The 11,986-nt window shown below is 68.6% G+C and carries 11 protein-coding genes; 1 reads left to right on the forward strand and 10 read right to left on the reverse strand.

Annotated features, from left to right (window positions below; all coding sequences use genetic code 11):
* Positions 1-262 precede the first annotated feature (262 nt).
* From ACFPMG_RS27385 to ACFPMG_RS27400, 4 genes are all read right to left on the reverse strand, one after another.
* Complete coding sequence (locus ACFPMG_RS27385; protein WP_376998368.1) at positions 263-1,252, reverse strand: TRAP transporter substrate-binding protein; 990 nt, start codon at positions 1,250-1,252, stop codon at positions 263-265.
* A 128-nt stretch (positions 1,253-1,380) separates the two neighbouring features.
* Positions 1,381-1,716, reverse strand: coding sequence for a cupin domain-containing protein (locus ACFPMG_RS27390; protein WP_109469328.1), 336 nt, complete (start codon positions 1,714-1,716; stop codon positions 1,381-1,383).
* A 34-nt stretch (positions 1,717-1,750) separates the two neighbouring features.
* Positions 1,751-2,509 (reverse strand): 2-dehydro-3-deoxy-D-gluconate 5-dehydrogenase KduD, encoded by a 759-nt coding sequence (gene kduD, locus ACFPMG_RS27395; RefSeq protein WP_376998369.1) that lies wholly within the window; start codon positions 2,507-2,509, stop codon positions 1,751-1,753.
* Complete coding sequence (locus ACFPMG_RS27400) at positions 2,506-3,330, reverse strand: GntR family transcriptional regulator (RefSeq protein ID WP_376998370.1); 825 nt, start codon at positions 3,328-3,330, stop codon at positions 2,506-2,508. Before ACFPMG_RS27400 ends, kduD begins: the two co-directional genes overlap by 4 nt.
* Positions 3,331-3,420: 90 nt before the next feature.
* Between ACFPMG_RS27400 and ACFPMG_RS27405 the strand changes: the two genes are divergently transcribed.
* Positions 3,421-3,729 (forward strand): hypothetical protein, encoded by a 309-nt coding sequence (locus ACFPMG_RS27405; RefSeq protein WP_376998371.1) that lies wholly within the window; start codon positions 3,421-3,423, stop codon positions 3,727-3,729.
* A 20-nt stretch (positions 3,730-3,749) separates the two neighbouring features.
* Here the strand turns inward: ACFPMG_RS27405 and ACFPMG_RS27410 are convergent, their stop codons facing one another.
* The 6 genes from ACFPMG_RS27410 to ACFPMG_RS27435 form a co-directional block, all read right to left on the reverse strand.
* On the reverse strand, positions 3,750-5,576 hold the full coding sequence (locus ACFPMG_RS27410; RefSeq protein WP_376998372.1) for an IlvD/Edd family dehydratase: 1,827 nt from the start codon (positions 5,574-5,576) through the stop codon (positions 3,750-3,752).
* A 111-nt stretch (positions 5,577-5,687) separates the two neighbouring features.
* Positions 5,688-6,665, reverse strand: coding sequence for a Gfo/Idh/MocA family protein (locus ACFPMG_RS27415; protein ID WP_376998373.1), 978 nt, complete (start codon positions 6,663-6,665; stop codon positions 5,688-5,690).
* A gap of 8 nt (positions 6,666-6,673) precedes the next feature.
* On the reverse strand, positions 6,674-7,885 hold the full coding sequence (mmsB, locus tag ACFPMG_RS27420; protein ID WP_376998374.1) for a multiple monosaccharide ABC transporter permease: 1,212 nt from the start codon (positions 7,883-7,885) through the stop codon (positions 6,674-6,676).
* The gene (mmsA, locus tag ACFPMG_RS27425; RefSeq protein WP_376998375.1) at positions 7,882-9,465 is read right to left on the reverse strand and encodes a multiple monosaccharide ABC transporter ATP-binding protein; all 1,584 of its coding nucleotides are present in this window, start codon (positions 9,463-9,465) and stop codon (positions 7,882-7,884) included. The genes mmsB and mmsA overlap by 4 nt, the downstream gene beginning before the upstream one ends.
* Before the next feature lie 225 nt (positions 9,466-9,690).
* Complete coding sequence (gene chvE / locus ACFPMG_RS27430; RefSeq protein WP_014199946.1) at positions 9,691-10,767, reverse strand: multiple monosaccharide ABC transporter substrate-binding protein; 1,077 nt, start codon at positions 10,765-10,767, stop codon at positions 9,691-9,693.
* 115 nt (positions 10,768-10,882) lie between these two features.
* A complete protein-coding gene (locus tag ACFPMG_RS27435) occupies positions 10,883-11,911 on the reverse strand; it encodes a LysR family transcriptional regulator (protein WP_376998376.1) in 1,029 nt (342 codons plus the stop codon).
* Positions 11,912-11,986 lie beyond the last annotated feature (75 nt).

The following is an 11,986-nucleotide window of genomic DNA, read 5'->3' on the forward strand; positions in this document are numbered from 1 at the left end:
CTCCGCCCAGGTCGGCGAGTCGTTCAGCACGTAGCGGCCGAAGACCTGATAGAACACCACACCGACGATGGCCATCAGGCCGACCATCGCCACGCACATCCCCGACCGCGCCAGACGCGCGTTCACCCGCGTGAGCAGACCCGCGCTCTGCGGGGGGCTGTGATCCATTGCTTGCAGCTCGACATCCATGCCGCCGGCTCCCCTCGAATGACGCGGCGCCGCCCTTCGGTCTGCCGAAGGGAAGCGCCGCGTTCGACTGTGCTTACTTCGTGTCCTGGATGCGCTTCACGAGGCCGTCCAGCTTCGGCGTGCTCGCGAACTGCTTGTAGACGGGAGCCATCGCGTCAATGAACTCCTGCTTGTTCGTGACCTCGACGATCTGGGCGCCGGCCTTCACGACGACGTCCTTGGACTTCATCTCACGCTCGTCCCACAGCTTGCGCATGTAGGGGACGGAGTCCTTGGCGGCCTTGCGGATGGCGGCCTGGTCGTCCTTGGACAGGCGGTCCCACGAGACCTTGGAGAAGACCAGCACTTCCGGCGCCATGGCATGCTCGGTCAGGGTGAAGTACTTGGCGGCCTCGAAGTGGCGCGAGGACTCGTAGGACGGGTAGTTGTTCTCCGCCGCGTCGACGATGCCGGTCTTCAGCGCGGTGTAGACCTCGCCGAAGGGCATCGGCGTGGCGTTGGCGCCCAGCGCCTGGATCATGGCGACGAACAGGTCGGACTGCTGGACGCGGATCTTGGCGCCCTTCATGTCGGCCAGCGTCTTGTAGGGCTTGGCGGCCGAATACATGCTGCGCGAGCCGCTGTCGTAGAAGGCCAGGCCGATCATGCCCTGGCTCTCCATGGCGGCGAGGATCTCGTCGCCGATCGGGCCGTCCAGCACGGCGCGCATGTGCTCGGTGGAGCGGAAGATGAAGGGCAGGGCCGTGACCATCGTCTCCGGCACCACGTTGTTCAGCGGTGCCACGTTGATGCGCATCATGTCGAGCCCGCCGATCTTCAGCTGCTCGATGGTGTCCTTCTCGGTGCCGAGCGCGCCGTTCGGGTAGACCTTCACGCCGAGCTTGCCGCCGGTCCGCTCCTTCAGGAGCTTGTCGACGTACTTGACCGCCTCGACGGTCGGGTAGTCGGCCGGGTGGATGTCCGCGGAGCGGAAATCGCGGGCCACGACCGGGGTGGCGAGCAGGGTGCAGGCCGCGCAGGCGGCGAGAAGGGCGGCGCGGATACCGCGGGTCGAAAGATGCATAGCGTGTCCTCCTGGCGATTGTTCGGCAGCTTCAGGCTGGTTCTTTGGTTTGGACGGTTGGGTCCGGGAGCCGCCCGGTGCGTGTTCCTGCGCGCCGGTCAGCGGGTGAAGGTCGGCGGGTGATCTCGTCAGGCGAGGAAGTCCTCGCGCGGGGGCGTGAAGATGTCGAGCAGGACGCCCGGCTCCAGCGCGACGACGCCGTGCAGGGCGTTGGAGGGCACCATGTAGCCGTCGCCGGTGCCCAGCCGCCGGGTGACGCCCTCGATGGTGACGTCGAAGGAGCCCTTCTCGACCACGGCGCACTGAACGTGCGGGTGGCGGTGCTGCGGCCCGATGGCACCGGTCTCGAATTCCACGCGCACCATCATCATGGCGTCGTTGTGGCCAAGGATCTTGCGGCGCACCCCGGCGCCCAGATCCTGCCACGCCACCGCCTCGTCGATCACGAAAACGTCCGTGCTCATCCTCGTCTTCCCCTTACCAGTGCAAGCCAACTCGTCAGCGGGCGAGCCAGCCGCCGTCCACCGGCAGGATCGTGCCGTGGACGTAATCGGACGCATCGGACGCCAGGAACACCGCGGGACCGCCCATGTCGGCGGGCTCGCTCCAGCGTCCGGCGGGGATGCGGGCCAGAATTTCGGCGTTGCGGCGCTCGTCGGCGCGCAGCGCGGTGGTGACGCTGGTCGCGACGTAACCCGGCGCGATGGCGTTCACGTTGATGCCCTTGCCCGCCCATTCGTTGGCGAGCAGCCGGGTGATCCCGGCGATGCCGCTCTTCGACGCCGCGTAGGAAGGCACGCGGATGCCGCCCTGGAAGGACAGCATGGAGGCGATGTTGATGATCTTGCCCTTCCGCCCGTTGCCCAGCGCGTAGCGCCCGAAGGCCTGGCAGAGGAAGAAGACCGACTTCAGGTTCACGTCCATGACGGCGTCCCAGTCGGCCTCGGTGAAGTCCAGCGGGTCGGCGCGGCGGATCAGCCCGGCGTTGTTCACGAGGATGTCCAGCCCGCCGAGCGTGCCGACCGTTTCCTCCATCACCGCGGGGATCGGGGCGATGCTGGACAGGTCGGCGGGGATCGCGGCGAAGCGGCGGCCCAGCCCCTCGACCAGAGCGCGCGTCTCGTCCGGCGGGGTGCGCCCGGCGACGGCGATGTCGGCGCCGGCCCGCGCCAGGGCGACCGCGATGGCCTGCCCGATGCCGCCGTTGCCGCCGGTGACCAGGGCGGTCTTTCCGGAGAGGTCGAAGGGGGTGGTCATGACGGGGTGCTTTCTGTCTTCGTCTTCGACGGGGCGTCCGGCTGCGTGCCGGAGAAGAAGAAGGGGTTGGCCCCCTGGGTGTCCGGAACGGACTCCAGCAGGGCGCCGAGATGGATCGTCATCAGCCGTTCCGCCTCGGCCGGGTCGCGCGCCGCGATGGCGTCGACGATGCCGCCGTGCTCGGCCAGCACATGCGGGATGCGGCCGGGCTCCGGCAGGGTCAGGCGGCGGTAGCGGTCCACCTGCACCTTCACCTGCTGGGCCATGTTCCACAGGCCGGGGAAGCCGGCGATCTCGGAGATCAGGCGGTGGAATTCCTCGTCGGCCTCGTGGAAGCCGTCGAGATCGCCCGCCGCCATCGTCTCCTGCTGGAGCAGGATGTTGGCCCGCAGCGCTGCGATCTGGCTGCGCGCGGCACGGACGGCGGCGTAGCGGACCGCGGTGCATTCCAGCGAGGTGCGGATCACCACCGCTTCGGGAAGGGCGTTGACCGGGATGCGGGCGACGAAGGTTCCGGACTGCGGAAAGATCTCGACCAGCCCGTCGTCGGCCAGCCGCAGCAGAGCCTCACGCACCGGGGTGCGGCTGACGCCGAAGGACTCCGCGACGTGCTTCTCCACGATGGGCTCCCCCGGCTTGCGCCGCATGGCCACGATGTCCCCGCGCAGCGACCGGTAGATCTCCGCGGTGGCCGTGGCGCGTGCGGACAGGCGCGGTTCCTTCGCGGTTCCCAAAACGGTTTTGGGCGCCTTGCCGGGCACGGTCCCCGGAGCGGTTCCGGGCGGTTGGGCGTCCAGGGCGGGCCTGGAGGTCGAAGCCATTGCAGTCCTCCCCATGCGCCGGCCCGTGCCCCCTCCGGGGCCGTTCCGTGCTGTTCCTTGAGGAAGAGCATATTAATATATCAGCGTGCCGTGCAAGCCGATTTTGAGGAGGGGGCGAACATTTTTTCGGGCGGAGGGGAGGGGGCGATCCCACGGCGCCCGTTCGGTGGCGGGCGAGCCGCGCAGCTCAACGCCTGCCCCACCCTGATCACCCAGGCCGAGGATGATGCCCTGACGGCCGGTGCGGGCGCCGTCTTCGACGCGCTCACCGGCCCGAGGACGCTGATGCGCTTCACCGCCGCCGAGGGCGCCGACGGGCCGTGCGAGATGGGCAGCCACTCCCTGCTGAACCTCCGCATCCTCGCTTGGCTGGATCGCCGGTTCGAGGGTGGGGGCTGACGCGCTGCCGGTTCTCCTGTTCAGTGGTTGTCGCGCGGGATGCCCATGGTCTGGGCGACGCGCTGGTACTTGACGGCGGGTTTCAGCACCATGCCCTCGTCGAGCTGGTCGACGATGCCGCGCTGGATCTCCTGCCAGGGGGTCTGTGACGGCGGGATGGGGTAGCCGCCCGCGGCCTCCAGAGCGGCGCGTCGGTCGGCCAGCTCGCCCTCCGGGATCAGGATGTCAGCGCTGCCGCGGCGCAGGTCGATGCGCACCCGGTCGCCGCTGCGCAGCAGGGCCAGCCCGCCGCCCGCCGCCGCCTCCGGGGACGCGTTGAGGATGGAGGGCGACCCCGAGGTGCCGGACTGCCGGCCGTCGCCGATGCAGGGAAGGGAATGGACGCCCTGTTTGATCAGCGTGGCGGGGGGCCGCATGTTGACCACCTCCGCCGCCCCCGGATAGCCGATGGGGCCGGTGCCGCGGATGACCAGGATGGTGTAGGCGTCGATGCCCAGGCCGGGGTCGTCGATGCGGTGGTGATAGTCCTCCGGCCCGTCGAAGACGACGACCTTGCCCTCGAACGCCTCTGGGTCCTGGGGGTTGGACAGGTAGCGCTCGCGGAACTCGTCGGAGATGACGCTGGTCTTCATGATGGCGGCGCCGAACAGGTTGCCGCGCAGCACCACGAAGCCGGCGTTGGGCATCAGCGGCTCGTCGATGGGGTGGATCACCCGCGTGTCGAGGATCGGCTGCCGGCGGCAGTTCTCGCCGATGGTCCGGCCGTTGACCGTGGGTGCCTCCTCGCGGATCAGCCCCTTGGCCATGAGCTGGGCGACGACCGCGGGCACGCCGCCGGCGCGGTGGAAGTCCTCGCCCAGATACTCGCCGGCCGGCTGGAGGTTGACCAGCAGCGGCACGTCGTGCCCGTGGGTCTGCCAGTCCTCCACCGTCAGCGGCACGCCGATGTGCTTGGCGATGGCGTTGATGTGGATCGGCGCGTTGGTCGAGCCGCCGATGGCGGAGTTGACGACGATGGCGTTGAGGAAGGCGTCGCGGGTCAGGATGTCCGACGGCTTGATGTCATCGCGGACCATCTCGACGATCAGCTTGCCGGTCTCGTAGGCGGCCTGCTGGCGCTCGCGGTAGGGGGCGGGAATGGCGGCGGAGCCGGGAAGCTGCATGCCCAGCACCTCGGCCAGCGAGTTCATCGTGGAGGCGGTGCCCATGGTGTTGCAGTAGCCGGTCGAGGGGGCGGACGACGCCACCAGCTCGATGAAACCCTGATAGTCGATCTCGCCGGCCGCCATCATCTGGCGGGCCTTCCACACGATGGTGCCCGAGCCGGTGCGCTCGCCGCGGAACCAGCCGTTCAGCATGGGGCCGACCGACAGGGCGATGGCCGGGATGTTCACGGTGGCCGCCGCCATCAGGCAGGCGGGGGTGGTCTTGTCGCAGCCGATGGTCAGCACCACCCCGTCGAGCGGGTAGCCGTGCAGCACCTCGACGAGGCCGAGATAGGCGAGGTTGCGGTCGATCGAGGCGGTCGGCCGCTTGCCGGTCTCCTGGATCGGATGGACGGGGAACTCGATGGCGATGCCGCCGGCGGTGCGGATGCCCTCGCGCAGCCGTTCGGCCAGCACCAGATGGTGCCGGTTGCAGGGGCTGAGGTCGGAGCCGGTCTGGGCGATGCCGATGATCGGCGCGCCCGATTGCAGCTCCTCCCGGGTCAGCCCGAAATTCAGGTAACGCTCCAGATAAAGCGCGGTCATGTCGGGGTTGTCGGGGTTGTCGAACCACGCGCGCGACCGAAGCCGCCGGCCGGAGCCGATGTCCGGGTGCTGGGGGGAGGGTTTCGTATCGGGCATGTCGGCACCAATTCGGGTTGGGGGCGCGGACCGGGGACGGCCGGCGCCGGGGTCGTTCGGAGCCTCGTTCGGGGCGTCGTTGAGGGTCGGCCGGGCGGTGTGTCCGGCGCTTTACCAGTGAAAGGCGTCGGTGGTGCGCCAGCGCCCGACCAGACAGGCGTCGGCGACCAGTTGCAGCGGACGGGCGTCGACGTCGCCGGCCGCGTCCGCGATCAGATGGTGGAAGCGGCGGTAGATGCCCTGGTACTCGGCGTCCGGCTCGACCAGCACGGGCACGCCGTCCACGCTCAGCCGCGACCCGCCGTGGGTCAGGTCGAGCCGTCCGCTCTCCGTCTCGATGGCGATGGCCCAGGTCTGCTCACCCTCCTGAAGGAAGTCGAAGGCGGCCGTCACCGTCCCGACGGCGGAGCCCGCAACGCCTTCCATCCTCAGCTTCGCGGCGATGGGCGTGTCGCGGTTGGCGGGGACCCGCAGTTCGGCGTCGCGGACGACGACGGGGCCGGGCAGGATTTCGGTCAGGATCGACAGGGCGTTGATGCCCGGATCGAAGACGCCGAAGCCCCCCGCCGCGAAAATCCAGTCCTGGCCGGGATGCCAGCGCCGCACGTCCTCCTTCCAGGTGATGGCGGCGTGGCGGACGGTGGCGCCGGCCAGCCGCCGCCGCGTCTCCTCCACCGCCGCGTTGAAGCGGGAGTGCCAGGCGGCGAACAGCGTGCGCCCAGCGGTGTCGGCTGCGTCGAGCAGCAGGCCCAGCTCCGTGAGGGTGGCGGCCGGCGGCTTCTCGATCAGGACATGCTTGCCGGCGCGCAGCGCCTCCACCGTCAAGGCGTGGCGGACGGCGGGCGGCGTGCAGATCGCCACGGCGTCGAGGCCGGGCAGGGCGGCCAGCATCTCCGCCTGGCTGCGGAAGACCGGCACGTCGCCGTGCCCAGTCTCCTCCGGGGTGGCGCCGTGCGGGCTGACCACCGCGGCGAGTCGGAACAGGCCGGTGGCGGCGATGGCCGGGACATGCTGGTCGCGGGCGATCTTGCCGAAGCCGACAATGCCGAGGGTGAGCGGGGCGGGGGTGAGGGGGGTGGAACGGGTCATGATGGCCCTCACGCCTTGTTCTTGTTGTAGACGTCGATGGTGACGGCGGCGAGCAGCACCATGCCCTTGATGACCTGCTGCCAGTCGATGCCGATCCCCAGGATCGACATGCCGTTGTTCATCACGCCCATGATGAAGGCGCCGATCACCGCACCGGTCACCCGGCCCACGCCGCCCGACGCCGAGGCGCCGCCGATGAAGCAGGCGGCGATCACATCCAGCTCGAACGAGACGCCGGCCTTCGGCGTGGCGGTGTTCAGCCTTGCGGCGAAGATCAGCCCGGCCAGCGCCGCCAGCACCCCCATGTTGACGAAGGTGTAGAAGCTGAGCCGTCGGGTGTCGATGCCGGACAGTTTGGCCGCCTTCTCGTTGCCGCCCAGCGCGTAGACGCGCCGCCCCACCGTGGTGTTGCGGGTGACGAAGCTGTAGAGCGCGATCAGCACGCTCATGATGATCAGCACGTTGGGCAGGCCGCGGTAGGAGGCCATCAACTGCCCGACATAGATCAGCACGGCGGCCAGTGCGACGTTCTTCGCCACGAACAGCGGCAGCGGCTCCTGCTCGATGGCGACGCTCTGCCGGCGCAGGCGCACCCTGGTGTTCATCGCCACCATCGCGGCGGCCACGGCCGCGCAGAGCAGCAGGCTGGTCAGGTGGAACTTGCCCAGGTTGAAGGCGTCCAACGCCAGGAAGTCCGGGATGAAGCCGGAGCTGAGGCGCTGGAACTCCACCGGGAAGGGACCGACCGACTGGCCGGCCAGCAAAATCAGGCACAGGCCGCGGAAGACCAGCATGCCGGCCAGCGTCACGATGAAGGAGGGGATGCGCAGATAGGCGACCCAGAAGCCCTGCACCGCCCCGATCGCCGCCCCGGCCAGCAGGCACAGCAGCGTCGTTGTGACGAAATCCAGGTGGAGCCGCACCATCAGCGTCGCCGCCAGCGCGCCGATGAGGGCGACGACCGAGCCCACCGACAGGTCGATGTGCCCGGCGACGATCACCAGCAGCATGCCCAGCGCCATGATGACGATGTAGCTGTTCTGCAGCACGAGGTTGGTCAGGTTCAGCGGCTGCAGCAGCGTGCCGTCGGTCATGTACTGGAAGAAGAGGACGATCGCGACCAGCGACAGCAGCATGCCGTACTCGCGCATGTGCGCCTTCACGAACCGTCCCATGGACACCCGCGGACCGCGCGCCGGAAGGTTGAGTTCGGCACTCATGGTAGAGCCTCCCCGGACATCAGCGTCTCGCCGGAGCGCATGATCGCTCCCATGATTTTCTCCTGGCTGGCCTCGGCCGCCGGCATCTCGGCGACCATTTCGCCGGCGTTCATCACGAAGATGCGGTCGGCGACGCCCAGCAGCTCCGGCATTTCGGAGGAGATCAGGACGACGCCCCGGCCCTCGGCGACCAGCTGGTTGATGATGGTGTAGATCTCGTACTTGGCGCCGACGTCGATGCCGCGGGTCGGCTCGTCGAGGATCAGCACCTGCGGGTCGGCGAACAGCCACTTGCTGAGCACGACCTTCTGCTGGTTGCCGCCCGACAGGTTGACCGTCTCCTGGAACACGTCGGCGCAGCGGATGCGCAGCCGGCGCCGGAATTCCTCGGCCACCTGGACCTCGTGCTCATGGTCGATGACCCAGCGTTTCGCCACCCCCCTGAGGTTCGCCAGCGTGACGTTGTGGCGGATGTCGTTGTCGAGCACGAGGCCGAGATGCTTGCGATCCTCCGTCGCGTAGGCGAGGCCGTTCGCCATGGCCCGGCTGATGGTGGAGACGTCGATCTCCCGCCCGTCGAGGAAGGCCTGCCCGCGGATGTTGCGGCCGTAGGAGCGGCCGAACAGGCTCATCGCGAACTCGGTGCGGCCGGCGCCCATCAGCCCGGCGATGCCCACCACCTCGCCGCGGCGGACGGTCAGGTTCACGTCGCGGACGACGCGCCGGCCGGGATGGGCCGGGTGGTCGGCGCTCCAGCCCTTGACCTCGAACAGCACCTCGCCGGGCACGGTGGTCCGCCGGGGGTAGCGGTCCGACAGGGCGCGCCCGACCATGCCGCGGATGATGCGGTCCTGGCTGACCACGGCCTCGCGGCAATCCAGCGTCTCCACCGTCGTGCCGTCGCGCAGGATGGTCACCCGGTCGGCGACCTTGGCGATCTCGTTCAGCTTGTGCGAGATGAGGATGGAGGCGATGCCGCGCGCCTTGAATTGCAGCAGCAACTCCAGCAGGGCGTCGCTGTCGCTCTCGTTCAGGCTGGCGGTCGGCTCGTCCAGGATCAGCAGCTTGACCTTCTTGGACAGCGCCTTGGCGATCTCCACGAGCTGCTGCTTGCCGACGCCGATGTCGGTGATCAGGGTCTCCGGCGGGTCGTGCAGCCCGACCAGACGCAGCAGCTCCCGCGCCCGCAGGGTGGCGGCGTCCCAGTCGATCACCCCACGGCTCGCCTGCTCGTTGCCGAGGAACAGGTTCTCGGTGATCGACAGCAGGGGGACGAGCGCCAGCTCCTGGTGGATGATGATGATGCCCAGCCGCTCGCTGTCGGCGATGCCGCGGAAGGCCTGGGGCTGGCCGTGGAAGCGGATCTCGCCGTCGAAGCTGCCTTGCGGGTAGACCCCGCTCAGCACCTTCATCAGCGTCGACTTGCCGGCGCCGTTCTCGCCGATCAGCGCGTGGATCTCGCCCTCGCGGACCGACAGGTTGACGTCGTCCAGCGCCTTCACGCCGGGAAACGTCTTGGTGATGCCCTTCATCTCCAGGATCGGCATCGCCAGACTGGACCGCTCCAGGATGGAGTCCATGAGAATCCTCCGATCGCGCGATCGCCCGAGCGCACTTCAGTCCGGTTGCGGGGCGCTCGCATTTTCAATCCCCTCTCCCCTCTGGGGAGAGGGTCAGGGTGAGGGGGTTGCGCTTTTGCCGAACGTACCGAAAAGCACATCCCCCTCACCGGCCCTGCGGGCCACCCTCTCCCCAGAGGGGAGAGGGTTATGAATGCCGCATGGCGCCCGCCCCGCGCCGCTTCGTCACTTGAACTGGGCTTCGGTGTAGTAGCCGCTGCCGACCAGCGTGCTCTTCCAGTTCGACGCGTCGACGCTGACCGGCTTCAGCAGATAGGCCGGGACGACCTTCTTGCCGTTGTCGTAGGTCTTGGTGTCGTTGACCGGCGGCGTGCCGCCACCCAGCACCGCGTCGACCATCTCCACAGTGACCCGGGCCAACTCACGGGTGTCCTTGAAGACGGTGGCGCGCTGCTCGCCCGCCAGGATCGACTTGATCGAGGGGACCTCGGCGTCCTGCCCGGTCACCACCGGCATCGGCTGCGACGGCGAGCCGTAGCCGACGCCCTTCAGCGAGGAGATGATGCCGATGCTGATCCCGTCGTAGGGCGACAGCACGGCGTCGACGCGGCGGTTGCCGTAGAAGGCGCTCAGCAGGTTGTCCATGCGGGCCTGGGCGGTGGCGCCGTCCCAGCGCAGGGTGGACACCTTGTCCATGCCCACCTGGCCGCTGCCCACCTTCAGCTTGCCGCTGTCGATGTGGGGCTGCAGCACCGACATGGCGCCGTTGTAGAAGAAGTAGGCGTTGTTGTCGTCGGGGGAGCCGCCGAACAGCTCGATGTTGAAAGGACCCTTGCCATCCTTCAGGCCCAGCGCGTCGACGATGTAGCTGCCCTGGAGCACGCCGACCTGGAAATTGTCGAAGGTCGCGTAGTAGTCGACGTTCTCCGACCCGCGGATCAGCCGGTCGTAGGCGATGACCTTGACCCCGCGGTCCTTGGCCTGCTGGAGCACGTCGGTCAGCGTCGTGCCGTCAATGGCGGCGATCACCAGAACCTTGCTGTTCTTGGCGACCATCGTCTCGATCTGGGCGAGCTGGTTGGGGATGTCGTCCTCGGCGTACTGCAGGTCGGTCTTGTAGCCCTTGGCCTGGAACTGCTTGACCATGTTGTTGCCGTCGTCGATCCAGCGGGCCGAGGACTTGGTGGGCATCGCGATGCCGACGGTGGGCTTGTCCTGCGCCAACGTTGGTGCGGCGGCAACGGTAAGGGCCAGCACGCCGACGGCCATCCCGGCCAGTGTGGTCGTGAATGAAGAAGACATGGGCCGATTTCCTCCCCCTTCTGCGGCACCGGGTTGGCCACACCCGCGGCTCTTGAACGGGTGTCGGGTGGCGCAATGTTTGTAAGGCTAGCAATCGGCCGAAAAACCATAACTGTCAAATACGATTATTGGCGGAATCCATACACATTTCGGTATCGCTTGGGGAACTGAGCTGCGGCGTTTCCAGCGCGCGGCGCATCTTGGCGTCGGACGCCGCCCGCAGGGCGGCCAGGGCGGTGCGGGCGCCCGGCGACAGCGGGCGGTCCTTCAGCCAGAAGATGCCGTAGGGCTCGACGCTGAACCGCTTGTGGAAGGGCACGATGGTGCAGCTGCCGGTGGGGGAGAACACCTGGGCGAGCGCGCGGGCGAAGACGGTGACCGAATCGTTCTCGGCCACCATCGCCAGGGAGATGACCGGGGAGGCGCTTTCGATCACCTTGCGCGGCGGCGGAACCCCCTCGGCGCGGAACAGCGCCTCCACCCGGCTGCGCAGCAGGCTGCCCAGGGGCTGGAGAATCCAGGTGGCGTCCACCAGATCGGCCGCGGTCAGCGGGCGGCCGAGCCGCAGCAGAGGGTGGCCGTCGCGGCAGACGAAGCACAGCTCCTCGCTGCTGATTTCCTGATAGTCGAAGCACGATGCGTCGACGTGGTCGGGCAGGCGGCCGATCGCGAAATCCATCACGCCCTGCCGGACCCGCTCGGCCAGCACGTCGCTGGTCTCCACCGCCACGGCGATCTTCAGGTCGGGATGATCGCGGGTCAGCGTGGTGATCACCGGCACCACCAGTTCGACCGCCGGGGCCATCACCGTGCCGATGGAAACGCTGCCGCTGTGGCCGGCCAGCAGGTCGTTCAGCTCCTCCCCCGCCTCCTGCAGGCCACTGAGGATCGCCCGCGCGTGGCGGATCATCAGGCCGCCGTACCAGTTCGGCTCGACGCCGCGGCCATGGCGCTCGAACAGGGTGACGCCCAGCGACTCCTCCAGGTCGCCCAGCAGCTTCGAGGCGGCGGGCTGCGACATGGTCAGGCTGGCGGCGGCGCGGTGCAGGTTGCGGTGCTCGTCGAGCGCCACGAAGAGTTGGAGATGGCGCAGCTTCAGCCGGGCCTTGAGGAACCAGTTGGCCGGGAAACGGTGCGGGGTCACGGGCGGGGGCCTCCGGTCTGGCGAGGCGCCGACATACGAAATCTCGTATCGCCGGCGCCGATATTCGTATTGGAC

Origin of the sequence: Azospirillum himalayense (genome assembly GCF_042657465.1) — a bacterium.
Classification (GTDB): domain Bacteria; phylum Pseudomonadota; class Alphaproteobacteria; order Azospirillales; family Azospirillaceae; genus Azospirillum; species Azospirillum himalayense.

Excerpts from the sequence above, each read along its gene's own strand:
- ACFPMG_RS27385 (WP_376998368.1), bottom strand. The coding sequence starts at position 1,252 with ATGCATCTTTCGACCCGCGGTATCCGCGCCGCCCTTCTCGCCGCCTGC.
- ACFPMG_RS27390 (WP_109469328.1), bottom strand. The coding sequence starts at position 1,716 with ATGAGCACGGACGTTTTCGTGATCGACGAGGCGGTGGCGTGGCAGGAT.
- kduD (WP_376998369.1), bottom strand. The coding sequence starts at position 2,509 with ATGACCACCCCCTTCGACCTCTCCGGAAAGACCGCCCTGGTCACCGGC.
- ACFPMG_RS27400 (WP_376998370.1), bottom strand. The coding sequence starts at position 3,330 with ATGGCTTCGACCTCCAGGCCCGCCCTGGACGCCCAACCGCCCGGAACC.
- ACFPMG_RS27410 (WP_376998372.1), bottom strand. The coding sequence starts at position 5,576 with ATGCCCGATACGAAACCCTCCCCCCAGCACCCGGACATCGGCTCCGGC.
- ACFPMG_RS27415 (WP_376998373.1), bottom strand. The coding sequence starts at position 6,665 with ATGACCCGTTCCACCCCCCTCACCCCCGCCCCGCTCACCCTCGGCATT.
- mmsB (WP_376998374.1), bottom strand. The coding sequence starts at position 7,885 with ATGAGTGCCGAACTCAACCTTCCGGCGCGCGGTCCGCGGGTGTCCATG.
- mmsA (WP_376998375.1), bottom strand. The coding sequence starts at position 9,465 with ATGGACTCCATCCTGGAGCGGTCCAGTCTGGCGATGCCGATCCTGGAG.
- chvE (WP_014199946.1), bottom strand. The coding sequence starts at position 10,767 with ATGTCTTCTTCATTCACGACCACACTGGCCGGGATGGCCGTCGGCGTG.